The sequence below is a fragment of the Arthrobacter sp. V1I7 genome, from assembly GCF_030817015.1.
Lineage (GTDB): Bacteria > Actinomycetota > Actinomycetes > Actinomycetales > Micrococcaceae > Arthrobacter.
In genome coordinates, this window is the sequence record NZ_JAUSYS010000001.1 from 2405463 (window position 1) to 2429577 (window position 24115).

Here is a 24115-nt window from a genome sequence, read left to right on the forward strand (position 1 = left end):
CAGGGGCGTCCCATGCAGCAAATGACTATCGAAAGAAGTGAACCCAACATGAGTGGGACGGACCCAGCGCTCAAGCCCCGGCTTCGGCGGCGAAGCACTTTCGAATACGTGGCGTGGGTTGTGTGCAGCCTGATCGGCATCGGCATCCTGATCTCGGTCTCGACGAACCCGAATTTCAAGTGGGGCGTTGTTGCCCAGTACTTCACGCACGAAACCATCCTCCGTGGGCTGATGCTCACGATCTTCCTGACCTTTGCCAGCATGGCCCTTGGAACGCTCTTGGGGCTGGGGCTGGCGATCATGAGGGCCTCGAGCATCAAACCGATCGCAGCCACCGCAGGTGCCTACATCACCTTGTTCCGTGGTACCCCGGTCCTGGTGCAGCTGATCTTCTGGTTCAACGTCTCCGCGCTGTACCCGAACCTGTCCATCGGCATTCCGTTCACGGACATCAGCACCGCGATCGACATGAACGCCCTGATGGCCCCCATCACCGCGGCATTGGTCGGCCTGACCCTCAATGAGGCCGCCTACATGTCAGAAATCATCCGCGGCGGCTTCTCCTCGGTCGGCAAGGGCCAGATCGAGGCCGCCGACTCGCTGGGCATGAGCGGTGCGATGAAGATGCGCAAGGTCATCATCCCCCAAGCGATGCCCTCGATCATCCCGGCCACAGGTAACCAGGTCATCGGCATGTTCAAGGGAACCTCCCTGGTCAGTGTGCTGGGCGTGGCCGAACTGCTCCAAAGCGCCCAGCTCATCTACGCCCGCACCTATGAGACCATCCCGCTGCTGATTGTCGCCAGCCTCTGGTACCTCGTGATGACGCTGCTGCTCAGCTACCCGCAGTCCAAGCTCGAGCAAAAATACTCCCGCGCAACTTCCAGGCTTCCCCGGAAGGCGAAGACGGTTGTGCTGACAGACCCGGAAGGTATTGCCCGATGAGCAACGACGGCACCATTCTTGCCCAGGGAATCCGAAAGTCCTTCGGCCCCAAAACCGTCCTGAAGGACATCAACCTGGACATCGCCAGCGGTGAAATCTGCTGCATCATCGGCCCCAGCGGCTCCGGAAAGTCCACTGTCCTGCGCTGCATCAACGGCCTGGAGACCGTCGACTCAGGGGTCCTGAAGGTCAACGGTGAAGACTTCGGCTACTACGAAACCGAGAACGCCTACCACGCCCTGCCGCCGAAGAAGCTGGCTGAGCAGCGTACTAGGGTTGGCATGGTGTTCCAGCAGTTCAACCTGTTTCCGAACATGACGGCCCAGGAAAACATCATGTCCGGACCCGTCCTGGTCAAAGGCGCCGACAAGAAGCAGGCAGCCAAGCGAGCGCACGAGCTGCTCGCCAGCGTCGGCCTGGCCGGGTTCGGGGACTACTACCCCGCCCAGCTCTCCGGCGGACAGCAACAGCGCGTCGCCATCGCCCGGTCCCTGGCGATGGACCCTGAGATCATGCTCTTCGACGAACCCACGTCCGCCCTGGACCCCGAAAAAGTCGGCGAAGTCCTGGCAGTCATGAAGGAGCTCGCCAAGAAGGGCATGACCATGGTGGTGGTCACCCACGAAATGGGATTCGCCCGCGAAGTGGCCGACTCCCTGGTCTTCATGGACGACGGCTACATCGTCGAACGCGGCGACGCCCGTGAGGTTCTTTCCAACCCCAAGGAGCGCCGCACGCAGGCCTTCCTGGAACAGGTGCTGTAACCGTGGACGGAAAGCTCGCCGTCATCGGCCTCGGAAGCATCGGAAGCATGACCCTGTGGCAGGCCTCCCGCCTGACCGACTCCGTCGTCGGATTCGAAGCAGCAGCCCCCGCCCACGGCCGCAGCGCCGTGGGCGGGGACACCCGCCTCTTCCGCATGCTCTACCGCGGAATCCCCGGCTACTACCCCATCCTGCAGCGCTCCCGCAGCCTCTGGGCCGAACTCGAAGCCGAAACCGGCCAGGACATCCTCACCCGCTGCGGCGGACTCTCGATCGGAACAGCCGATGGGCCCTACCTCCCCAAGCTCCTGGAAACCACCAGGACCAACGGCGCCGAACACGAAATCATCAGCCGCGAGGAAATGGCCGAACGCTACCCGCAGCACAAACTCCGCGAAGACGACATCGCCGTCTACGACCCCCACGCCGGGGCCCTGCGCACCGACCGTGCCGTCACCGCCGCGGTCGCAGCCGCCGAAGCCAACGGCGCCACCGTCCACACCAACACCCCGATCGACAGCATCACCGAAACCGGCGACGGCGTGGTCATCACCTCCGGCGACAAGTCCTGGACCTTCGAGAACGTCATTGTCTCCTCCGGCGGCTGGTCCCAAAAGCTCATGCCCGACTACCTCAAGGCCGCAACCCAGACCAAACGGATCTTCCTCACCTGGTTCGTAGCGAGGGACGCGGCCGAATTCTCCCCGGAGAGGTTCCCCATCTTCATCCGGATCTCCGGTGACCGCTCCATGTACGGGGCACCCACAGTCGATGGAGTGACGGTCAAAGCAACCCTCGATGGCCGCGGAGCACCCACACCGCAGGCTGATTCAGTCCCCCGGGAACTCACTCCCGCGGAAATCGCTGAAACCACCGAGACCGTCACCGAGTTCTTCCCCGGCCTGTTCCCCAACATCGTCCGCTCAGACGCCTTCCCGGACCTCTTCACCAAGGACGGCCACCCCCTCCTTGGCCCGTTCAGCGAAGGCAGCAGAATCTACTGCGCCACCGGCTTCTCCGGAGGAGGCTTCAAAAATGCCACCGGCTACGGCGAAATCGCCGCACACGAAGCCCTCGGCAAACAAACCTTCAACGGCCTCGGCTTCGTGCGGCCGCAGCGTTTCAGGACCCGTTAGTTCGCTCCTTCCACAAGGGATCTTTCGGCGAATTGTTGACAATCTACAGTTTCTAGGAAAGTATGAAGCCATGGCAACTCTTAGTCCTATCCTCAAGCAGGCCACGCCCGTAATCGTCGACCATGCCCTTGGCAGCTGGATCTATGCGACCGACGGCAAGAAATACCTGGATTTCACCACGGGAATCGGCGTCACCAGCACCGGTCACTGCCATCCTGACGTCGTGGCAGCTGCCCGCGAGCAGGTGGGCAAGATTGTCCATGCCCAGTACACCACCGTGATGCACAAGCCACTGCTTGAGCTCACGGAAAGACTGGGAGACTTCCTGCCCTCGGGGCTGGACAGCGTCTTTTACGCCACGTCCGGCTCCGAGGCTGTAGAGGCTTCCATCCGTCTGGCCCGTATGGCCACAGGACGGCCCAACATCATCTCCTTCCACGGAGGTTTCCATGGCCGCACCGTAGGTGCTGCGTCCCTTACCACTGCCGGCACAAAATTCCGCTCCGGATTCTCCCCGCTGATGGGCGGTGTTCACATTGCCCCATTCCCCCACGCCTACCGGTACGGATGGGACGAAGAAACCGCCGTTGCCTTCGCCCTGAAGGAACTGGACCAGCTCCTGGCTAGCATCAGCAGCCCGGCTGACACAGCCGGTTTCATCATCGAACCGGTCCTCGGAGACGGCGGCTACATCCCCACCCCCGTGGCTTTCCTGCAGGGCCTGCGGGAACGCGCCAACAAGCACGGCATCGTACTCATCATCGATGAAGTCCAGGCCGGCGTCGGACGCACCGGAAAGTTCTGGGGACACGACTGGGCAGGCATCACCCCCGATATCGTCATCACCGCCAAGGGCCTGGCCAGCGGATTCCCCATCTCCGCCATCGCAGCCTCAACCGAACTCATGAGCAAGGCCTGGCCCGGCTCCCAGGGCGGAACCTACGGCGGAAACGCCATCGCCGCCGCCGCCGGCGTTGCAACCCTCGGTGTCATCGAGCGCGAAAACCTGGTGACCAACGCCCTGGTCCGCGGCGACGAGCTGCGCGCAGGGCTGGAAAACCTCAAGGGCGACTTCGCGTCCATCGGAGACGTCCGGGGCCGCGGCCTGATGCAATCGGTCGAATTCACTGCAGCAGATGGAACGCCTGACGCTGCAACCGCACTCTCTGTCCAGCAAGAGGCAGTCAAGGAAGAGCTCCTTCTCCTCACCTGCGGACCGCACGGCAACGTCATCCGCATCATCCCGGCGCTCAACGTCACCAGCGACGAGATCCAGGCCGGCCTGGCCAGGTTCACCCAGGCGCTGAAGACAACAGCCATCTAATCCTTCCTTCGATCATTGAAAGCGTGACATGTCTTCCTCCTTTGACCCCACCAACATGCACACGGACCTGTTCATCGATGGCGCCTGGCAGAAGGCCGCCAATGGGGCGACGTTCCCGGTTGAGAACCCCGCCACCCATGAGATCATCGCGCACGTAGCCGACGGCGGCCCTGAAGAAGCCCGCGCAGCCATCGAAGCCGCAGGCCGCGCCCAGTCGAAGTGGGCGAAGTCCACGCCCCGCGAACGGGCCAACATCCTGCGACGCGCCTTCGAGCTGGTTATTGAAAACACTGACCGTCTCGCAGCGATCATGACCGCCGAGATGGGCAAGCCCCTGGCCGAGGCAAAGGGCGAAGTGGCCTACGGCGCGGACATGCTTCGTTGGTTCTCCGAAGAAGCCGTCCGCATCGGCGGAGACCACGCCACTTCCGTGGACGGCAACACCCGGATCATGATCACCAAGGAGCCGGTCGGCCCCTGCGTGCTGGTGACCCCGTGGAACTTCCCGCTGGCCATGGGTGCCCGCAAGATTGCCCCTGCCGTCGCCGCGGGCTGCACCATGGTCTTCAAGCCTGCCGAACTGACACCGCTGACGTCCCTTGCTTTGGTGCAGATCTTCAGGGAGGCAGGCCTTCCCGACGGCGTCCTCAACGTGGTCACGACCTCCAGCGCTTCCAGCGTGGTTGGGACCTGGACCAGCAGCGGCATCGCCCGCAAGATCAGCTTCACCGGTTCCACCGAGGTCGGCAAGATCCTGCTGCGCCAGGCGGCCGATAACGTCATGCGCTCCTCGATGGAACTGGGCGGAAACGCCCCATTCATCGTCCTCGCCGACGCCGATATCGAGAAGGCCGTTGAGGGCGCCATGAAGGCCAAGATGCGAAACATGGGCGAGGCCTGCACCGCCGCGAACCGCTTCTTCGTGCACCGGTCGGTGGTGGAGGAATTCAGCGAAAAGTTCGCCAAAAAGATCTCCGAACTACGGGTGGGTAACGGAGCCGTGGAAGGAACCGAGGTCGGCCCCCTGATCGAGCAGAAGGGCCTGGACAAGGTTGAGAGCCTGGTCCGCGATGCGGTGTCCAAGGGCGCGCGCATCCTGACCGGAGGAAGCCGCCCGGAGGGTCCGGGATACTTCTACACCCCCACCGTCCTGACCGACGTGCCCGTGAACGCGGAGCTGATGACCACTGAGATTTTCGGTCCGGTCGCGGCCATCACCCCCTTCGACAGCGAGGACGACGTGATTCGCCTCGCCAACGACACCGAGTGGGGTCTCGTTGGCTACGTCTTCACAGAGAACATGGACAAGGCCCTTCGCTTCTCCGCCGAACTGGAAGTAGGAATGGTCGGGCTGAACACTGGCCTTGTTTCCAATCCCGCAGCCCCGTTCGGAGGCGTCAAGCAATCCGGGCTGGGACGCGAAGGTGGCAAAATTGGCATCGAGGAATTCCTTGAGACCAAGTACACCGCAATAGCGGTCTAGAGAGCACAGTAAGCCGAAGAATGAAATGAGGGGGATCTCCATGGCCGCACCAGAAGGACTGTTTGTCCTGGAAGGAAGACCCACGGCGCAGCTGATCGCTGATCAGCTGCGGGAACAAATCGTCCAGGGGACCTTCCGCCCGGGACAGCAAATCAATGAATCTGCAGTGGCAGGCCAGTTGCGTACGTCCAGGGGCCCACTCCGGGAGGCACTGCAACGCCTGTGCCAAGAGGGTCTCCTGATCAGCCACCGTAACCGTGGAGTCTTCGTCCTGGAGCTTTCGACCGACGATATTAAGGAGATCTACGCCGTCCGCGAGGCGGTGGAACTCGCTGCGTCAAACACCTTGCTGGACGCCACACAGGAGCAGATCAACGATATCTGCCAGGTGCTGGAGAAAATCCTCAGGGACATGGCGAAGCAGGTTGCCGCATCGGACTGGCAAGCGATTGCAAGGCTGGATATGCAGTTCCACACCTCCTTCGTTGCCGGCACTGGAAACTCTCGCCTCATTCGGATTTACGAAACGCTGGCAGCCGAATCCAGAATGTGTATTCTCAACCTGGAAGTTTCCTATCCCCGCCTGGACGTACTGGTCCAGGAACACCAGAACCTGTTGGACCTGCTCCAGGCAGGCGACAGGAAGGGCCTGCAGCAGGCCGTCAAACGGCACCTGCACAAGGCTGTCGAGGATCTGACGGTTTCGAAGCAGGACGACGTGATTACCGCTTAGGGCTTTCCCCGGACAGCATGCGTAGTGAAAAGGTGGCCAGGTCTCATGGACCTGGCCACCTCTTGCTTTTCCGCCATTGTCGGATTCCCTCGAGGGCTACCTGAGACAGTGGGCGCTCCCGGGCGACCCGCCGAAAATACCCGGAAAACCTGTGTGAATTGTCGATGATCTGCGATTGGGCTGGGTGCATGATTAGTTAAGAACATTTAGGTGCCCCCGATCAGGACCCGGCTCCAGCACCACCCCGCAATGGGAGAGTAGTGATGAAAACCAGAAGCAAAGTCCAGAGCGCCGTTGCCGCATTGGCAGTTCTGTTTGCACTCGGCGCGTGCGGTCCCGGCGGCAGTGATCCGGCGCAAGAGGGCTCGAAGATCTCAAATACAGCTGACATCTCCGAGGGAGTCCAGCCCGACGAGGCCGCCGTCAAGCTATTGCCACAGTCCTACAAGGACAAGGGAGAACTGACGGTGGCGATGGACCTGCACTATCCCCCGACGACGTTCCTGGCTGATGACAACACAACCCCCATTGGTTTGAACCCGGACATGGCACGGCTGATTGCCAAGAAGCTTGGGCTCAGGCTGAAGTTCGAAAATACCGCTTTCGACACCATCATTCCCGGTCTTGACGGGGGCCGCTATGACTTCACCGCAACTACCATGTCCCCCTCCGCCGAACGGCTGAAGGTGCTGGACATGATCGACTACTTCAATGGAGGGGTTTCTGTTGCCGTGGCCCACGGCAACCCCCTGAACATCAGCAATGACAATATGTGCGGCAGGAACATCGCTGTCACCAAGGGCTCGAACGCCCAGCTGAAGCATCTGCCGAACGTCTCCGAATGGACATGCACGTCTAAGGGCAAGCCGGCCATCAATGGCGTTACACTTCCCAACGTCCAGGAAGCCCTCACGCAGTTGGCTTCCAAGAGGGTCGACGGCGTCTTCTACGACACCGTTTCGCTCGTGTGGGCAGACCAGCAGCAGCCAAACACCTTCACGATTCTGACTCCGCAGGTGGACACCCGCTCAGACCACGTAGTTGCCATCGCCCTGAAAAAGGGATCGCCGTTGACACCCGCTCTGCAGGCAGCGGTGCAGTCCGTCCTGGACAGCCCGGAATACAAGAAGTCACTTGCCACCTGGGGCCTTGAAGCAGGCGCCATCACCGAAGCCAAGCTCAACTAGCGGGTGCGTCCATGCGGCAAACCTTCTCCTTAAAGAAGTGAAACGACGATGCCTGGGATAGACCCTGTGCTCAAGCCACGGCTGCGGCGGCGAAGTGCCTTTGAATACGCCGCCTGGATTGCATGTTCCCTCTTGGCCGTGGGCATTCTCTACTCCGTATCGACCAATCCAAACTTCAAGTGGAACGTGGTCGCCAGATACTTCACCCACGAAACCATCCTCCGCGGCCTGATGCTGACCATCTTCCTGACGGTTGCCAGCATGGTCATCGGAACCCTGCTGGGTCTGATGCTGGCGATCATGAGGTCCTCCAGCATCAAACCCATTGCCGCCACAGCTGGCGTCTACATCACCTTGTTCCGCGGGACACCTGTCCTGGTACAGCTCATCTTCTGGTTCAACATCGCCGCCCTGTACCCGAATCTGACCATCGGAATTCCATTCACTGACATCAGCACTGCGGTGGACATCAACGCACTGATGGCGCCCATCACGGCAGCCCTGATCGGCCTGAGCCTCAATGAGGCCGCCTACATGGCCGAGATCATCCGCGGAGGGTTCTTATCCGTTGGCAAGGGCCAGATCGAGGCTGCCGACTCGCTGGGAATGAGCGGCGCAACAAAAATGCGCAAGGTCATCATCCCCCAGGCCATGCCCTCGATCATCCCGGCCACCGGCAACCAGTTCATCGGCATGTTCAAAGAGACCTCGCTCGTCAGTGTGCTGGGCGTCGCTGAACTGCTCCAAAGCGCCCAGCTCATCTACGCCCGGACCTACGAAACCATCCCACTGCTGATCGTCGCCAGCCTCTGGTACCTCGTGATGACCCTCGCACTGAGCTACCCGCAGTCGCTGCTGGAGAAAAAGTACTCCCGTTCAACCTCCAGGCTTCCCCGGAAGGCAGCAAAGGTTGTTCTGACCGACCCGGAAGGCATTGCCCGATGAGTACCGACGGCACCGTTCGAGCCCGCATAAACCAAGAGCGAAATGAGGGGATGTCCATGGCCGGAAAGGAAGGATTGTTTGTCCTGGAGGGAAGGCCCACGGCGCAGCTGATCGCCGATCGGCTGCGGGAATTAATCGTCCAGGGGGCCTTCCGTCAGGGACAGCAAATCAATGAATCTGCAGTGGCCAGCCAGCTGCGTACGTCCAGGGGCCCATTGCGGGAAGCACTGCAGCGCCTAAGCCAGGAAGGGATCCTGGTCAGCCACCGTAACCGCGGTGTATTCGTCCTGGAGCTTTCGAGCGATGACATCAAGGAGATCTACGCCGTCCGCGAGGCCGTGGAACTGGCCGCCGCAAACACGCTGATGGATGCCGGGCAGGAGAAGATCAACGAGACCTGCGACGTGCTGAAGGGAATCATCAAGGACATGGCGAAGCAGGTTGCCGTGTCCGACTGGCCGGCAATTGCACGACTGGACATGGAATTTCACACCTCCTTCGTTGCCGGCACAGGGAATTCCCGCCTCACCCGGATTTACCAGACACTGGCCGCCGAATCGAGAATGTGCATTCTCAACCTTGAGGTTTCCTACCCCCGGGTGGACGCTCTGGTACAGGAGCACCAGGTCCTCCTGGATCTGCTGGAAGCAGGCGATAGGAAAGGACTCCAGCACGCCATCAAACAGCACCTGCGGCAGGCCGTCGAGGATCTCACCGCCACAATGGCATCGGACGGACAGACGCCATCGAAACGATAACCGTCCGGCCGCGAAGAGCCCCCGGGCATCTGCTGCACAGGGGCTCTTGCACGCTGAACGTGGCGAACTAGGCGGGAAGATCCGCCACGACCCACATCTTGCGGAGCGTCTCGTGGATGGTCCAGGTGCCCTCCCAGCCGGCAGGGGTCACAAACAGAGAACCGGGACCGACATCGAAGCTGCTCCCATCCGGCTCAGTGATGGTGGCGGTCCCGCTCAGGATCTGGCAGATCTCGTCATAGCCGGGCCGTGTGCTCTTGAACTCTCCGGGAGTTACTTCCCAGATGCCCGTCTTCAGGCCGTCCCTGGCCCACAGGCGCAAGGACACCTCGGTCTGGCCGGGCGTGACTGACGTTTCCTTGGACTTGTGCTCCCCCGGGTTCTCGGTTGTTGCATCACTCATGACGGTCGCCTTGACCATAGTTACTCCTTCTTGGGCCATGCCGTGGATGTTCGTGCGGACGTGCCCACCTTCTTTGGTTGGGCACGATATATACCATACCAATTGTCAACAATTGACGATAGAATGGGAAGTGAAATTTCGCATTTGTGTATGAAACAGCTGACAGCCCGAGGACTCCAACAGAACCGGCCAGTGCGGAGGGGAAGGCCGACGGGGGTGGGGCATGGATGTCGGGCTGATCCTAGGGGCACACTTGCTAACGAAGACGGACCAGGAAGGCAGCAAAAATGCGACAAAGCCGTCGTGTATCAATGTGGACGTCCCTCGAGCGCGGAGACGTCGTCACTCTCAGCCTGAAGGGCGTTGAGTGCCACAAGGGCTCCGTTGACGATCGAACTGATGACGGTCGTACGATCTGGGTTATCGACAGAATTGGTGACCGGCGGCTGTTCCACATAGAGGACGACTACGAGTTGCTGATTTCCGGCGATGACTCCTCTTACTAAGACGGCTATGGGGGCGCCGGGCTACAAGAGCTATTTCGGGACGTCGAACGAGGATGCGCAATGCTCAGCCTGATCGTGCTCATCACAGCAGCGCTCGTGACCAGCTTTGGCGCAGCCTCGCTCTTACCCTGGTCAGCTACAGGAGCAAGTCCTAAGAAAAGGTTCAAAGATATGTCGCTGTTGCACATTGGCACCGGAGTACTTGCCCTGGGTTCGGTCCTCCTTGCTGTTCACATTCAACAAGGGGCGTTCCAGTGACTGCTCCGTCGCCAAAGGGGCCCGAGATGGTGTTCCATGACCCTCTCTCTAACGCAGCCCAGCAGCATACAGGCGGCTCCGACGTCCCCATCATGTATCGACGTGGCACACACGGACAAAGCCGATTCGAATCTAAACGCTCAAGGAGGAGAAGTTCTGCTACCAGAGCGGATGCGGTAAAAGCTGTTTCGCGGGACCTGGAACTCCTTGCTCGAAGCAAAGGAAACGCGCCGGGCTAGTGTACGCGCGACCGTGAGCGACGGAAGAGCACTGCATGAGGCATGGAAGACCCCTGTGCGGAGATAAGCTTCAGAGGAGCTTCGCTCCACCCCGGAGGGCTACCTCATGTCAGCGGGCATTAGTCTGATCGCGGGTCCGGGTCCAATAGCTGGGCAAGATGGAGCGTTGCCCTGGCGCCGTCGAGCTGCCTGACCTGCATCGCGCAGGAGAAGCCGTCCGCGAGAACGGGGGTGCCGCCGTCGGTACCCCGCATCGCGGGTGCCAGTGCGTTGTCGGCGACTTTCATGCCACCGAACACGGAATATTCATGGCAGTGGGTCTGGAGCACAACCTCGGACGGCACCGGGACCGCGGGGATGGCTTCCATCCTGTGGCCGCGAGTTCCCCCACATGGGCGGCAAAGCTGCGCACCCGTGCCGCCACCCGCCGGGCCTGCTCGGCGGGAACAAGTTCCGTAAGGTCCTTGCGCAGGGCCGCGGCGCAGCTGGGCTCGATGACGACAATCGGCCGGTCCGTTCCGTCGTCGAGTAGTTGAGCCGCACGTTGAAGCCCTTCTCTGGAAGGAGGTTCGCCAGATGGTAGCCCGAGACCTGCCGCTGGATACGGCCCAGCTCAGTGCGGAACTCGGCCAGATGCCCGTGCGCCAGGTCCCTGAGGGCGGCATTGAGTGATTCTGCCCGCACCGCCGACGGACGGTCTTCGGGATCGGTGGCGCACAGACCGGTGGAAGTGGCTGTGAGGCGGGCGCCGTCGGAGGTGACGACGTCCAGTTCCGCTACGTGGTCCGACATCCGGCCATAGCGCACTGAATGGTTGCCACAGGCGTCGTTGGCCACGGAACCGCCCACTGTGGCCCTGTTCTTCGATGAAGGGTCCGGGGCGAAGGTCAGACGCCGGCCGGTAGCCTGCTCCACTTTGCCGGACAGTACGGACAGGATGACGCCAGGCTCGACGTCGGCCACCCCCGATTGCTCATCGATTGCAAGGACGCGGGCCATGTGGCGGGAAAAGTCGATGACCAGGCCCGGGCCGATAGCGTTACCCGCCATCGACGTCCGCCGCCTCGCGGGACAACGGGCGTGCCGGTCTCGCGGCAGGCCTCCACGGCGGCGACGACGTCGGCGACGCTACGGGGGTACAGCACCGCCACCGGAGACACTCGGTAATTGGAGGCGAAGAAGGAATATTCGGCCAGCTGGCGAGGAGAAGTCTCTACGGGATGCCTGCTTCTTTAAGGCGTCGCACCAGGCCCGATGCATCTGCGGACGGCGGGGATGCTGCAGGCAGACGTGTTGGGAGGCCGGGTTTCCCGGCTGATTGCTACTCCACAGCCGAGGCGGTGCTTCCGGTCATGTCGAGGCTCCTGTCGCCGTTTGATGATCATCCTGGTGCTTCAGGCTGCCGAGGTGGCGGATCCAGCTACCGGGGGGCGAGCCGAGGCCTGCCCAGGTGGGTGCTCTTGCCCTGGCCATACCGGAGCAGGGTTGCCGCTGACTCAACGGAATCCCGGTCGCGAAGTCCTAAAAACGCCACTTGGAGCCTATGGTGAGGGATCAAATGTGCCTCTTCGCGCATGATTTGGACAAGGCGGGCGTCTGGAATCGAGGGGCGGGCAAGAGTAGCGTCGGAGGAACATCGCGGTGCCGGCACCAGCATGACGTTGGGGGGCCAGGCGCGCTGGACTTTGGTTTCTTGGAGGGACCGCGGTATGGCTGGTTGGAACGCTGACACTGCTGCCGGACCTGTCGGGGCCGGAACGATCACGTTGGTGGAAGGCACGTCCTTCTGCATTTCTCTGCCCAATGGGGACATCCATCCCGAATATCCGCATGGAGTCTTCTTCCAGGACACGCGCATCCTGTCCCGCTGGAGCCTGACGGTCAACGGCCAATCGCTGGAGCCGCTGGCCGCGGAAACGAAGGAACCGTACCGGGCTCTGTTTGCAGGGCGCGTTACCCGGTCGGACGGCTATGCCGACAGCCCCCTGATCGTGGAACGGCTGCGGGAAGTGGGCGCCGGCATACAGGAGCAGGTCACGGTCCGCAATTACTCTTTGGAACCGGTTGAATGCGTGATCTCGGTCCGGCCCGAAGCGGATTTCGCGGACCTCTTCGAGGTTAAGGAGGCACGGATCCAGCGGCGTTGGGAAGAAACGCGCGAAGTGGACGGTGATTCGCTGACCATCCAGGGCCTCTGGCAGGATGTCCGGAAGGGCATCATTGTTCAGGCGCCTGGAGCCGATGTCCTGCAGGACGCTCTCAGCTACAGGGTGTCTGTCGGGGCCCACAGCCAGTGGAGCACCATCCTGACCGCCGTGCCCAGCACCGAGGCGGCAAGTCCTCCTCCGCCGTCATTCCTCCGCTCAGAAGGGGAGGCCGTCTCTCCGCGTGACCGGCGGCGTCAGGAGTGGGTGGCGAAGATTCCCAAACTGCATATGGGCAACCACTCCATCGAACGGACCCTGCGCCGCAGCTACGACGATCTCGGCGCGCTGCGCATCGAAGATCCCAACCACCCGGAGCGGATCGTGGTGGCCGCAGGCGCCCCTTGGTTCATGACCCTGTTCGGCCGCGACTCACTGTGGGCCTCGGAAATGGCCGTCGCGGTTGACCCCTCCCTGGCCCTTGGAACGCTACAGACACTGGCTGACCGCCAGGGAAGCCTAGTGGACCCGGTCACGGAGGAGGAGCCGGGAAAAATCCTGCACGAAGTCAGGCTGGATGTTTCCAGCGGACTCGCGCTGGGCGGAAAGAACATCTACTACGGCAGCGTCGACGCCACTCCGCTTTTCGTGACGATACTGGGAACGGTGAGCCGCTGGGGTTTCGCGAAGGACACCATCGCCGCCCTGCTGCCCCACGCGGACAGGGCACTGGACTGGATCCGGAACCACGGCGACAAGGACAAGGACGGGTTCGTCGAGTACCAGCGCCTCAACCCCCGCGGGCTCCTTAACCAGGGTTGGAAAGACTCCTGGGACGGAATCAACTTCGCGGACGGCACGTTGGCCGAGGGACCCATCGCCTTGTGTGAAGTGCAAGCCTACGTCTACGACGCATACATGGCGAGGGCCTGGATAGCCTACGACGCCGGGGACCGGCCCCTTGCGTCCCAACTCGCCGACGAGGCCGCACAGCTAAAGAAACGGTTCAACGAACAGTTCTGGATCCCCGAACGCGGCTATTATGCCATTGCCCTGGACGGCAAGAAGCGGCAAGTCGACGCGTGCGCCTCCAACATGGGCCACTGCCTGTGGGTCGGCCTCGTAGATGACGACAAAGCGCCGATGGTTGCCGAACGGCTGATGTCCCCGGAAATGTTCAGCGGCTGGGGCGTCCGGACCCTCGCCAGCGACATGGGCGCCTACAACCCGGCAAGCTACCACAACGGCTCAGTCTGGCCGCACGACAACGCGGTCATAGTTGCCGGTCTGGTGCGCTACGGCTTCGTGGAACAGGCACAAAGGATCTCCACCGCCCTGCTTGAAGCAGCAGACTACTCAGACGGCCGACTGCCAGAACTGTTTTGCGGCTTCAGCCGGGAACAATTCACCGAGCCAGTACCCTACCCAACGGCATGCTCACCCCAGGCCTGGGCCGCAACCACACCCATCCAATTAGTGACGAGCCTGATGCGGTACGACACGCACGTTTCCCGCGGCGGATTCTGGATGGATCCGGTGCTCCCGGAATCCTACGGTGACCTGCACATCACCAATGCCCCCATAGCCGGTGGACGAATAACCATTGATATCGCCGGTTCTGTCCCGTTAGTGCAGGGGCTGCCCGACGGGATGGTGTTCCACCAAGGGCATAGGCCATACCTGGCCGAACTCATCGAGCAGGCCGGCCTGGGTCCAAAAGCCCACCGCGATGTCGGCACGACGCAGAACGAAAAGTGAAGGATTCGGAAACACCCGGATTCCCCCTGTCGCACCGAATCAGGGCTTTGATTACACCGACGGAAACGCATGGACAGTTCCTGGCCGTCGCTTCTCAGTGCTGCGATGATGGCAACGTCAAGGATGGCTTCCACCTCGTCTCGGGTCAGGCCTGTGGCAGGTACGCCCCGATGATCTCCGCTTCCGTGATCCCGGCCGCTGCGCGGTCGGTCTCCCCTGCTTCGGTGTAGATGCCGGCGGTGTCGCGACCGTGGCCGAGGTCGGGGTTCAGTTGCCGGCGATCTTCCTGATCGGCTTCATTCCGATGCTGCTGCTGGTGGCCCTGGGCTACCTGGAACTGAACAACGCCACGCCGGATTTCGGTACGTCCTTCACCTGGGCCACCCGTGCCTTCGGGCCGAGGGTCGGCTGGATGGGCGGCTGGGGGGCTGATAGCCGCCACGTTCATTGTGCTGTCCGACTTGGCCGCGGTCGCCGTGGACTTCTTCTACTTGATGCTTGCGCAGCTGACCGGCAACGAGGCCCTGGCCGAACTGACCACCAATCTGCCGCTGAACATCGCCACCACCTTCATCGCGCTGGCCTGCTGGATTTCCTACCGCGGGATGGAAACCACCAAGGCATTCCACTATGTGCTGGTCGGCTTCCAGCTGTTGGTCCTGACCTGGTTCGCCGTCGCCGCATTCGCTCATGTGGCCAACGGGACGGCCTTCCACGCCACTGCCGTCAAGGGTGAATGGTTCAACCCCTTCGCGGTGGAGTCCTTCTCCACCTTTGCCGCCGGCGTCTCGCTGTCCATCTTCATCTACTGGGGCTGGGACGTCACGCTGACCATGAATGAGGAGACCAAAGACCTGGAAAAGACCCCGGGGCGTGCCGCAACCGTCACCATCCTGGTGATAATGGTGCTGTACATGATGATGCCCCTGGCGGTGCTGGCCTCCGCCGGAGTCGGCGAGGGCGGAGAGGGTTAAAGGGGGCGCCCTGGGCAAATCCGGCCGAGATCCGTTCCCACCAGCGGGCCGCGAAGGTGCTTATTTTGTCCCGCTTCCATCGTCGTCGGCCGCGTCGGCGTCTTCTTCCGCTTCGGCCTCGGCCATGGCCGCCTCGCTGAAGGGGACGGCGGCCTGCAGCCCCGTCGCTCCCCGAACCGGGCCGAGCCGGCGCTGGCGCAGCGGGTCGCGGCGCAGGTCAGCGTACAGTGCCACACAGAGCCCGATGATTATCAGCACAAACGGGCTGGCGGCCAGGATGGTGAAAGTCTGCAGGGCAGCGAGCCCGCCGACGGCCAGCAGGACCGCGGCCACCGCGCCGGTGAGGACGGCCCAGAAGATCACCAGCGGCTTCCAGGGGTGCTTGCTGCCGCGTGTGGACAAGGTCCCCAGCACCAGGGCACCGGCGTCGGCGCCGCTGATGAAGAAGACGGCGGTCAGAACCATGACCACCAGCGCCGCCCCGATGAAGAATGGGTAGTTCTGCAGGGCCGCGAAGAACCCTGCCGCTTCGCTGCCGGTGCCGGCGATGTCCACGCCGTTCAGCTGCTGGTTCATGCCGGCTCCGCCGAAGATGACAAACCACACCATGCTGACGGCGGTGGGCACCAGCAGGACGCCCAGGACGAATTCCCGGATGGTGCGCCCGCGGGAAATCCTGGCGATGAAGGTGCCGACAAACGGGGTCCAGGAGATCCACCAGGCCCAGTAGAAGATGGTCCAGCTGGCCAGCCAGTCACTGCCGCCGAAGACGGCCGAATGGAAACTCATCGGGACCAGCTCGGTCAGGTAGGCACCGATGGCGGAGGGCAGCAGATCCAGGATGAAGAGCGTGGGGCCGGCCACAAAGACGAACAGCAGCAGGACTCCGGCCAGGACCATGTTGGTGTTGCTCAGCCATTTAATGCCCTTGGAGATGCCGCTGGCGGCGGAGAGCACCACGCCGACCGTCAGCACGCAGATCACGATGATCGGCACCGCGGCCGAGGGGTCTTCCTCGAATTTGCCGGTGCGCAGCAGCGCGAGGCCCGCAGCGATCTGCAGCGCCCCGAGACCGAGCGAGGTGGCCGTACCGAATTTGGTGCAGATGATGGCCAGGATGTCGATGGGCTTGCCCCAGCCCCTCTTTTCGATGCGTTCCTGGCCGAACAGGGACTGGAACGGGGCGCTCATCAGGTTGCCGCGACCCATCCGGTAGGTGGAATAGGCCAGCGCCAGCCCGACGACGGAATAAATCGCCCAGGGATGCAGACCCCAGTGGAACATCGTGTAGGCCATGGCGGTGCTGGCGGCCTCCGGGCTGCCGGGCGCGACGTCGACAAAGGGCGGCGGGGAAGCTAGATGGGTGACGGGTTCGTACACGCCGTAGAACATCAGCCCGATCCCCATGCCGGCGCTGAACATCATGGCGACCCAGGAGAGGGTGCTGAATTCTGTCGCTTCGCCTTCATAGGAGAGCGGGATCCGTCCGTAGCGGCCGAAGGCCAGGACCAGGGAAAAGACGACGAATCCGGAGGCCCCCAGGATGAACAGCCAGCCGAAGGTGCTGGTGATCCAGGACAGGGCCGCCGCGGCACCGTCCCCGACGGCACCCGTGAAGAACACGCCGAGCAGGATGAGCACCAGAATAATTCCGGCCGAGACGCCGAAGACCGTCTTGTCAACGCTCGCCCAGCCCTGGGCCCGCGGCAATGATGCGGGTTCCCCCAGCCGCTCCTCCAGGTCCTGGTTGTCGCTTGAATGATGCTTCATCGGACTCCTCACAAAATCGTGGGCTATGCCGGGTCATTGTACGGTCCACCGTCCGGGAGGATAGCTAGTTGTTCGCCGCGTGGCCTTCGTCAGTATAGTTGCCGGCATGAGTGACCGCGAAGAATCCCCAGCCCCGGAGCCCGCCGACTACACCCGGGACGGAGACGACGGACACACGGAATTCGGCGGCCACGGCCGCGTGGCCAAACGGGATGCACGGGTTGCCGCCTCTGCTGAGTGCGATGAAGCCAACGCGTCCATCAGCGTCGCCGTCGCTATCGGCGGTCTGCCAATCAACCTGACATCTATGCTGGCGAGCGTGCAGAACGACCTTTTCGATCTTACGGCGGACCTCTCCGTCCCGTTAAGCCGGCCGGAGCTGGCGCGGGCACGGATTGTCCAGGGACATATCGACCGGCTGGAACGTGCCGCGCAGCATTTCGCCGCGGATTCCGAGGACGTCAGCGGCACCGTGCTCCCCGGCGGCACTGCCGGGGCGGCGCTGCTGTATATGTCCCGGGCCGTGGTCCGGCGCGCCGAGCGGGCGGTCTGGATGGCCGTCGAGGAATATCCGGATACGGTCAATCCGGTGACCGCCCGCTATCTGAACCGCTTGTCGTCCCTGCTGTTCGTTCTGGCACGTGGGGCCAATGCCGAGCACGGGGACATCGTGTGGATGCCGGAGGCATCGGTGCAAGCCGGTCGGCACCGACACTGACACCGCCGCCACCCAGGGCCCCGGCGAGTAGGAACCGGCGGACCGGCGGCTCAACCCTCGATGCCGGTGGGCTCGTTCGGCGTGGGCGGCAGTTCGGTGCTGAGCCGGATTTGTTGGCCGTGATAGTCGAGCTCGAGCAGGCAGTGCAACCACTCCCCATCCCTTTGCCGCTCCAAGGCGTAGCATCTAGCTGACTGAGCACTGCCCGGTATGGCTGACGAAAGATCCCTATCAGTTCCGCACATGTTCGGCAAGCACCCGAAGCGTTGTGCTCACCGCCAACGGCGGTACTCTCGGCGCTACCCTGCGCGCGGACTCACTGGGTGAGATGGCGCCACTGGGCTTCACCCCAAGTGGTAGCCGGCCACGCGGCAAACGACGGAGCGACCACCGCCAGCTATGTTGTCGTCTACACCGATGAAACCGGAGAGGATGGAACGGAGCTGCACGCGTTACCAGACGACCCGATCAGCTATCTCGGAGCTCGTGTACACCGTTCCCCCGCCGAGTAGGGTCCGTGCCACCCGCACCTGATCAAAACTCAGGACCCGCGATCGGCCCCGTGAGAATCACCAGGTCCGCCAGCTTTCCAACCTGAAGGCCTGAAGGCTCCCGATCTCGTTCGCGATGCCCGAGGCTTCGGCAGACCCGAGCGTGTTAGCACGGATAGCGTCGTCGATACTCAGTCGTTCCTCCGGCTGCGCGGGTGTGCGCGATTCAGCGTTCAGGGCGTGCAGGTCCGCACCCAACCGGCACACGTTGCGGGATTCAGTCCCAACTCCCGTGCGGCCTGCGTCGTGCTCTTGAGCCGGTCAAACACGACGAAGAACTCAGCCTTCTGTGCAGGCGTGTATTTCCTCTGCCCAGCTTCCCGATTCCGTGGGACCCGCTCATGGAGCCGAGATTTATGGACCCATTGGTAGCACGTCATCTGATTTAAGCCGAGCTCCGCCGCGGCCGCGCTCACACTCCCACACCGGTTCAAAACCGAAAAGAACTGATCATTCTGCTCCGGCGTGTATTTCCTCCGGCTGGCAGTTTCTTTCGTTAAAGACGACACGGTCGTTGCAACTCCCAAAAATTCTGAGTGTTGCAACGACCGCTAGAACCCGCCGACTACCCCCGGCCTTTTGTGGCACTCCTACGGGCCACTCATAGCGCTTGGATGCGATTCTCGAAAAACCTATCTGCGGGGTGAAACTGATTTCTCTTAGTATCCGATGTCTTGGACTGTCGCCAGAAGGTGTTGCCGAGTACTGGCACTCCACGCTCAGAAAATGCGGGCGGCGATTTCCGCCGGTGCCGCCAGCAGTACCTCGATCTCCTCATCGAGCTGAACCAATGTCACGGATGCCCCCGCCATGTCCAGCGAAGTGCAGTACTCTCCGACATAGCTCCGTCCCACCGCGATTCCCTTGGCGGCAAGCTGCCCGTGAGCCCGCCCATAGAGCACGTATAGCTCGCTGACCGGGGTGCCTCCAAGCCCGTTGATCATCAGGGCCACCCGATCGCCGCCCGTGAAGGGCAGGTCCTCCACCACACTTTCCAGAAGCTCGTCGATGATGTCGTTCGCGGTAGTCATCGGAGCGCGGCGCCTGCCCGGTTCCCCATGGATTCCCACGCCCATCTCGATCTCGTCGGCACCAAGCTCGAACAGCGCGGATCCCTTGGCCGGCGGGGTGCAGGCGGTCAACGCCGCGCCCATTGTCCGGGTGCGGGCGTTGACCTTTTCTCCGATACGTACGAGTTCCTCGAGCTCCGCGCCGGCTTCAGCGGCCGCACCCACGGCTTTCATAACGAAGAAATTTCCGGCAACCCCGCGACGGCCCACAGTGAAGGTGGAATCTTCCACGGCGACGTCGTCGTTGATAAACAGGATCCGGATCTTGATCCCGTCGGCCTCGGCCATTTCCTGGGCCATTTCAAATGCCATCCGGTCGCCGGTGTAGTTGTTCACCAGTAGCAGGACCCCCTTCGGCGAGGCGAGCGTCTTGGCCGTCTCGTAAACGTAGTGGGCCGGCGGCGCGGCAAAAACATCACCCGGACAAGCGCCGTCGAGCATTCCCCTGCCCACTGTCATCACGTGCGCGGGCTCATGTCCGGACCCTGAGCCCTGGATGATGCTGACCTTGTCGTCGCGTGGTGCGTCTTTACGCATGATCAGGTTGTACTCGGGCACGTAGGCCAGTGTGTCGGGGTTGGCCAGCGCGATGCCCTGAAGCATCTCGGGCACAAAGTTCTTCGGATCGTTGACGAACTTCTTCATAACAAACTCCACTTCGTTGTGAGTATTAGGGGTGATTCGGGGTCAGCGGTCGAGCCACCGGACATTGGCCCGTTCAAGGATGATGGCGATCACCATGGCACCGGCATCCGGAGAGCCGATGCTGCGCTCCCCGCTGTAGCTGGCCCGGCCACGTCGTGCGGTCAGTGCACTCGTCGCCTCAGCCGCGGCACGTGCGGTCTTCGCTGCAATTTCGACGGCGGTGGCGGAGTCCGTGCCATCGGCAGTTGCTTGCTGCAACGCGTCAGCGACAGGGACCAGAACGTCCAACAGGGTCTTGTCGCCGACGTCTGCCCCGCCACGGGTCTTGATGCCGTCGATCCCTGCGCGCAGCATGGCGACGGCGTCGGCTCCGGTGAGCTCCTGTTTACCCTTTGCGACGGCGGCCGCGCGGAGGAACGCTGTGCCCCAGATCGGGCCCGACGTGCCGCCGATCCGTGCGGAGATCACCATCGCGACGCTCCGCAGAAAGGCCCCCGCGTCGCTGCGGTCGAAGGTGTCCCAGCCGCTCAGAACCATTTCAAAGCCGCGGGCCAGGGAGTAACCCATATCGCCGTCGCCCACCACGGCGTCCAGGTCGCAGAACTCCTGCTCTTTGTCGACCGCAGTCTCGGCGATGGTCCTAACAATGAATTCCGTGTCTATGAAGCTCTGCGCTGTCATGGTGCCTTGGCCTCCGGTGATTTCAGGATTGCGGTGAGTGTTGCCAGGGTGACTTCCCCGCGCGGGCAGAGGGTAAGCGGGTCGCTGAGAATATCGGCCGGCTCATCGATCTCCCCCAGGGAGGAAACCACGAGGGCGGCCCCTTCGAAGTTTTCTTCGGCGGTGTAGCTGCTAACGGTCACGAGGGTCTTCAGGCCGGCGGCGAGCGCTGCCCGCAGCCCGTTTTCGCTGTCCTCCACCACCACCGCGTCCTTCGCAGTAATGCCAAGGTCCGCGATAGCCAGTTCGTAGATATCGGGGGCCGGCTTCTTCCTCGCCACGACGTCGCCGGCATAGATCCTGAAGCCGGCCGCCCGTTCCTCGCCGACAACGTGTTCCAGCACCGCCCTGACGGATGATTCGGCCGAGGTTGAGGCAACCGCCAGCTGCCAGCCAGCGGAACGGGCTTCGTCAACAATTCGGACAATGCCGGGCCGCGCCGGCATCTGCCCGTCCTCAACCGCCGCCGCATAGTGCTGGGATTTTGACTTGTGCCAGGCCGCGAGAAGCTCCTTCTGGGCTTCGGGTGCGGCGGGCAATTTGTTGGCAACCACGAAGTCTGCAGTCAGAAGGCTGGCCATGCGTTCCTTGCCGCCGCCTATGCGGAGCAGGCCGGCATAGTCGGCCTCGCTCCAGTGCACCGGAAGTCCAAAGTCGGCGAACGTCCGGTTGAACGCCGGCAGATGTCCGTAGCGTTCCGTGTCCGCGAGGACACCGTCGCAGTCAAAAATCAGCGCGGGCATGGTCACCACCCCTTCCCTGCGCTGCCGAACTGCTTCGCCAGGGAGACGGTCAGGTCCTTAATGTCCCCTCCGACGTGTTGGAACAACGACGGCGGATCCCACTTGTCCGTTTGTTCGGCACGTTTGAGGAACTCAAGGTTGGACCGCATGTACTCGACCTTCAGTGCCGTGGAGATGTTGACTTTGGCACAGCCGTGGGCAATCAGGTCGGTGAACTGAGCGTCGGAAAGCCCGCTGCCGCCGTGCAGCGCGATCGGGATGTGCTGGGCGGCCACGATGTCGCTGACCCGCTGGAAATCCAGCACCGGTTCACGCGTGTACGTGCCGTGGGCGTTGCCGATCGCGGGGGCGAAGACGTCCACACCGGTTTGCCTGATGAAGTCCAGCGCCACCTCGAGCGGCTGGCGCACGGCCTCCTGAGCGGAGCCGATCCCGTCCTCGATGCCCGTGATGGCTTCGATCTCGCCCTCTACGTGGGCCCCGAACCTGCGGGCCTCGGCCACCACCTCCACAGTCTGCCGCAGGTTTTCCTCAACTGGCAGTTCAGACGCGTCGAAGAGCACCGAATTCCAGCCTCGCTCCAGGCATTCAGTGATCACCCCGCGGTCCGGGCAATGGTCAAGGTGGAGGGTGACCGGCACTTCGATCCCCGCCGTCATGCCCTCCCACATCCTGAACAAAACATCGGACCCGATTGACCGGACAGTCTTGACCGACGTCTGCACGATCACCGGGGAGTTCGCGTCAACCGCACCCGCGAGCACGGCCTCAAGGGTCAGGTCATTGAAAATGTTGATTGCAGGCACGCCGTAGCGTTCATCGAATGCGCGCTGCACGATGTCCTTCAAAGGCACAACAGCCATGGAAACTCCTTCGTTTGGGCTGTCAATAGTCGGCTCCCGGCCGGCGCCAACGGCAGATCCGGTCGAGCGGCCCACTAAGGGGGCAAATGCTTTAGGCCGGGCTTCAACGCCGGGCGGACTTGGCCGCCTCGGCCCGGTAGTCGGCAAAGGCTTTGGCCCGCTGTTCGGCGCCCTCCCGATCGCTGTCCAGATCCGGAAAAGCATCCAGGATCCCCTCGAAGTGGCTGCGGAGGCCGCCCTTCGTCTCCGGGTAGGGAAGGATGTAGAGCTCGTCGTCCTCGATAGCCTTTTTCACGTGCTCCGCCAGCACCACCGGGTCCATGCCGCTGCTGTACAGCTGGTGCTGCAGTGCGATGAATTCTTCGTCCGAACGGAAGCCGCTGTTGCTGGCCAGATGCTCGGGGCGGGTCTCCTGGGCGTGCGCGATGTTCGAGCGGATGCTCGCAGGGCACAGGACGGACACACCCACGCTGTGTTTGGGAAGCGCCATGGCGTAGCTCTCCATGAGATTGAAGACCGCCGCCTTCGTAGCCGAGTAGATGGCCGCCGTCGGGCTTCCCTCAAATCCGGCCATCGAGCCGGTCGTGACAATATGACCGTCACGGCCGCTTGCGATCATCCTGGGTACGAAGGTCTGCATGCCATTGATCACCCCGTGGAGGTTGACGCCCAGGATCCAATCAAAGTCTTCGTACGTGGCCTGCTCAAGCCGGCCGAAACTGTTGACGCCCGCGGTGTTGAACAGCAGCTGGGGCGGTCCGCCGTAGACGGCTTCCACTTCATCCGCGGCCGCCGCATAAGCGGCACGGTCCGAAATGTCGAGGCGCATGGAATGCACCTCAATGCCTTCGGCTCTCAACTTGGACGTTGCTTCATCCAGGGCATCCTGGCGGATATCAGCAATCACAATCCTGCAGCCGGCGCGGCCGAAGACCTGGGCCTGGCCAAATCCCGCGCCGGATGCGCCGCCTGTAATGAAGGCGACTTTGCCGTTGAACTCTTTCATTTGCCGGTCTCCCTACCGTCCCAATGGAATGATGCCGAGGTCATGAAGCAAGCTCGCCTTGTTCCACGAGGCCCACTCTTCGGCGATCTGCCCATTCTCAAACCGGCACATCACAATGCCCTGTGCCGTGATCGGCCTGCCGGTAGCACGGACGCCCATGTACTCCCCGCTGTGGGTACCGGTGGCTTCCCAGCGGTAGGCCGCACGATCGCCGTCGACGATGATGTCATGCTGCGTCCGCTTTAAATCCGGGAAGCCGGCGTAGAGCCTGCTCAAGCCGTCGGCCAGCCGTTCCTTGTCGTAATCGCCTTTGTCGCCGTGGCGGACGAAATCCGCGGCATAGTAATTCTGCAGGGACCCAATGGCTTCCTGCGGTCCGTCGTGGCCGAGCGCCAGCAACAAGTGCCGGCGGTTGTTCTCTTCGGTGGTCTTCTGGTCAATGCTCATCATTTTCTCCATTGCTGATTCGGTC

At 62.4% G+C, this 24115-nt stretch carries 21 protein-coding genes and 2 pseudogenes; 13 read left to right on the plus strand and 10 right to left on the minus strand.

The window, feature by feature from the left end; genetic code table 11:
• Nucleotides 1-48: 48 nt before the first annotated feature.
• From QFZ69_RS11145 to QFZ69_RS11185, 9 genes are all read left to right on the plus strand, one after another.
• Entirely contained in the window at nt 49-945 is an 897-nt protein-coding gene (locus QFZ69_RS11145; protein ID WP_307000111.1) for an amino acid ABC transporter permease, read from the plus strand.
• Nucleotides 942-1709, plus strand: a complete 768-nt coding sequence (locus QFZ69_RS11150) for an amino acid ABC transporter ATP-binding protein (protein ID WP_306918161.1) — start codon at nt 942-944, stop codon at nt 1707-1709. Before QFZ69_RS11145 ends, QFZ69_RS11150 begins: the two co-directional genes overlap by 4 nt.
• 2 nt (nt 1710-1711) lie before the next feature.
• On the plus strand, nt 1712-2845 hold the full coding sequence (gene solA, locus QFZ69_RS11155) for an N-methyl-L-tryptophan oxidase (RefSeq protein ID WP_306918164.1): 1134 nt from the start codon (nt 1712-1714) through the stop codon (nt 2843-2845).
• A gap of 70 nt (nt 2846-2915) precedes the next feature.
• Complete coding sequence (locus QFZ69_RS11160; RefSeq protein WP_306918165.1) at nt 2916-4169, plus strand: aspartate aminotransferase family protein; 1254 nt, start codon at nt 2916-2918, stop codon at nt 4167-4169.
• A gap of 28 nt (nt 4170-4197) precedes the next feature.
• Complete coding sequence (locus QFZ69_RS11165) at nt 4198-5652, plus strand: NAD-dependent succinate-semialdehyde dehydrogenase (protein WP_307000113.1); 1455 nt, start codon at nt 4198-4200, stop codon at nt 5650-5652.
• Between the two features lie 40 nt (nt 5653-5692).
• Nucleotides 5693-6385, plus strand: a complete 693-nt coding sequence (locus QFZ69_RS11170; protein ID WP_306918166.1) for a GntR family transcriptional regulator — start codon at nt 5693-5695, stop codon at nt 6383-6385.
• Nucleotides 6386-6648: 263 nt separating this feature from the next.
• Nucleotides 6649-7572 carry an ABC transporter substrate-binding protein gene (locus tag QFZ69_RS11175; protein WP_306918168.1) on the plus strand — a complete coding sequence of 308 codons (924 nt, stop codon included), beginning with the start codon at nt 6649-6651 and terminating at the stop codon, nt 7570-7572.
• A gap of 138 nt (nt 7573-7710) precedes the next feature.
• Nucleotides 7711-8517, plus strand: a complete 807-nt coding sequence (locus QFZ69_RS11180) for an amino acid ABC transporter permease (RefSeq protein ID WP_306918170.1) — start codon at nt 7711-7713, stop codon at nt 8515-8517.
• Nucleotides 8518-8573: 56 nt separating this feature from the next.
• Nucleotides 8574-9275: a GntR family transcriptional regulator gene (locus tag QFZ69_RS11185; RefSeq protein ID WP_306918172.1), complete on the plus strand. Its 702-nt coding sequence runs from the start codon at nt 8574-8576 to the stop codon at nt 9273-9275.
• A 67-nt stretch (nt 9276-9342) separates the two neighbouring features.
• Here the strand turns inward: QFZ69_RS11185 and QFZ69_RS11190 are convergent, their stop codons facing one another.
• Nucleotides 9343-9678, minus strand: a complete 336-nt coding sequence (locus QFZ69_RS11190) for a cupin domain-containing protein (RefSeq protein WP_306918173.1) — start codon at nt 9676-9678, stop codon at nt 9343-9345.
• A gap of 566 nt (nt 9679-10244) precedes the next feature.
• Between QFZ69_RS11190 and QFZ69_RS11195 the strand changes: the two genes are divergently transcribed.
• Nucleotides 10245-10442, plus strand: a complete 198-nt coding sequence (locus tag QFZ69_RS11195; protein WP_306918175.1) for a hypothetical protein — start codon at nt 10245-10247, stop codon at nt 10440-10442.
• A gap of 358 nt (nt 10443-10800) precedes the next feature.
• Here the strand turns inward: QFZ69_RS11195 and QFZ69_RS11200 are convergent, their stop codons facing one another.
• Together QFZ69_RS11200 and QFZ69_RS11205 are read right to left on the minus strand one after the other, a co-directional pair.
• Nucleotides 10801-10968 carry a hypothetical protein gene (locus tag QFZ69_RS11200; RefSeq protein ID WP_306918178.1) on the minus strand — a complete coding sequence of 56 codons (168 nt, stop codon included), beginning with the start codon at nt 10966-10968 and terminating at the stop codon, nt 10801-10803.
• A gap of 19 nt (nt 10969-10987) precedes the next feature.
• Nucleotides 10988-11841: pseudogene (locus QFZ69_RS11205) on the minus strand (FAD-binding oxidoreductase).
• A gap of 549 nt (nt 11842-12390) precedes the next feature.
• Between QFZ69_RS11205 and QFZ69_RS11210 the strand changes: the two are divergent.
• Both QFZ69_RS11210 and QFZ69_RS11215 read left to right on the plus strand, forming a co-directional pair.
• Nucleotides 12391-14583: a glycogen debranching N-terminal domain-containing protein gene (locus QFZ69_RS11210; RefSeq protein WP_306918182.1), complete on the plus strand. Its 2193-nt coding sequence runs from the start codon at nt 12391-12393 to the stop codon at nt 14581-14583.
• A 151-nt stretch (nt 14584-14734) separates the two neighbouring features.
• A pseudogene (locus QFZ69_RS11215) lies at nt 14735-15554 on the plus strand (APC family permease); the annotation flags it as partial.
• Between the two features lie 63 nt (nt 15555-15617).
• On the opposite strand, the gene QFZ69_RS11220 reads toward QFZ69_RS11215, so the two are convergent.
• Entirely contained in the window at nt 15618-17327 is a 1710-nt protein-coding gene (locus QFZ69_RS11220) for a BCCT family transporter (RefSeq protein ID WP_373461886.1), read from the minus strand.
• A 106-nt stretch (nt 17328-17433) separates the two neighbouring features.
• On the opposite strand from QFZ69_RS11220, the gene QFZ69_RS11225 reads away from it, so the two are divergent.
• Entirely contained in the window at nt 17434-18045 is a 612-nt protein-coding gene (locus tag QFZ69_RS11225; RefSeq protein WP_307000115.1) for a cob(I)yrinic acid a,c-diamide adenosyltransferase, read from the plus strand.
• A gap of 1270 nt (nt 18046-19315) precedes the next feature.
• Here QFZ69_RS11225 and dhaK read toward each other — a convergent pair.
• From dhaK to QFZ69_RS11255, 6 genes are all read right to left on the minus strand, one after another.
• The gene (gene dhaK, locus QFZ69_RS11230; RefSeq protein WP_306918186.1) at nt 19316-20311 is read right to left on the minus strand and encodes a dihydroxyacetone kinase subunit DhaK; all 996 of its coding nucleotides are present in this window, start codon (nt 20309-20311) and stop codon (nt 19316-19318) included.
• A gap of 42 nt (nt 20312-20353) precedes the next feature.
• On the minus strand, nt 20354-20992 hold the full coding sequence (gene dhaL, locus QFZ69_RS11235; RefSeq protein ID WP_306918188.1) for a dihydroxyacetone kinase subunit DhaL: 639 nt from the start codon (nt 20990-20992) through the stop codon (nt 20354-20356).
• Nucleotides 20989-21774 carry an HAD-IA family hydrolase gene (locus QFZ69_RS11240; protein WP_306918190.1) on the minus strand — a complete coding sequence of 262 codons (786 nt, stop codon included), beginning with the start codon at nt 21772-21774 and terminating at the stop codon, nt 20989-20991. Before QFZ69_RS11240 ends, dhaL begins: the two co-directional genes overlap by 4 nt.
• A 2-nt stretch (nt 21775-21776) precedes the next feature.
• On the minus strand, nt 21777-22637 hold the full coding sequence (locus QFZ69_RS11245) for a class II fructose-bisphosphate aldolase (protein WP_306918191.1): 861 nt from the start codon (nt 22635-22637) through the stop codon (nt 21777-21779).
• A gap of 103 nt (nt 22638-22740) precedes the next feature.
• Nucleotides 22741-23643, minus strand: a complete 903-nt coding sequence (locus tag QFZ69_RS11250; protein ID WP_306918193.1) for an SDR family NAD(P)-dependent oxidoreductase — start codon at nt 23641-23643, stop codon at nt 22741-22743.
• Between the two features lie 12 nt (nt 23644-23655).
• Nucleotides 23656-24090: an ester cyclase gene (locus tag QFZ69_RS11255; protein ID WP_306918195.1), complete on the minus strand. Its 435-nt coding sequence runs from the start codon at nt 24088-24090 to the stop codon at nt 23656-23658.
• Nucleotides 24091-24115 lie beyond the last annotated feature (25 nt).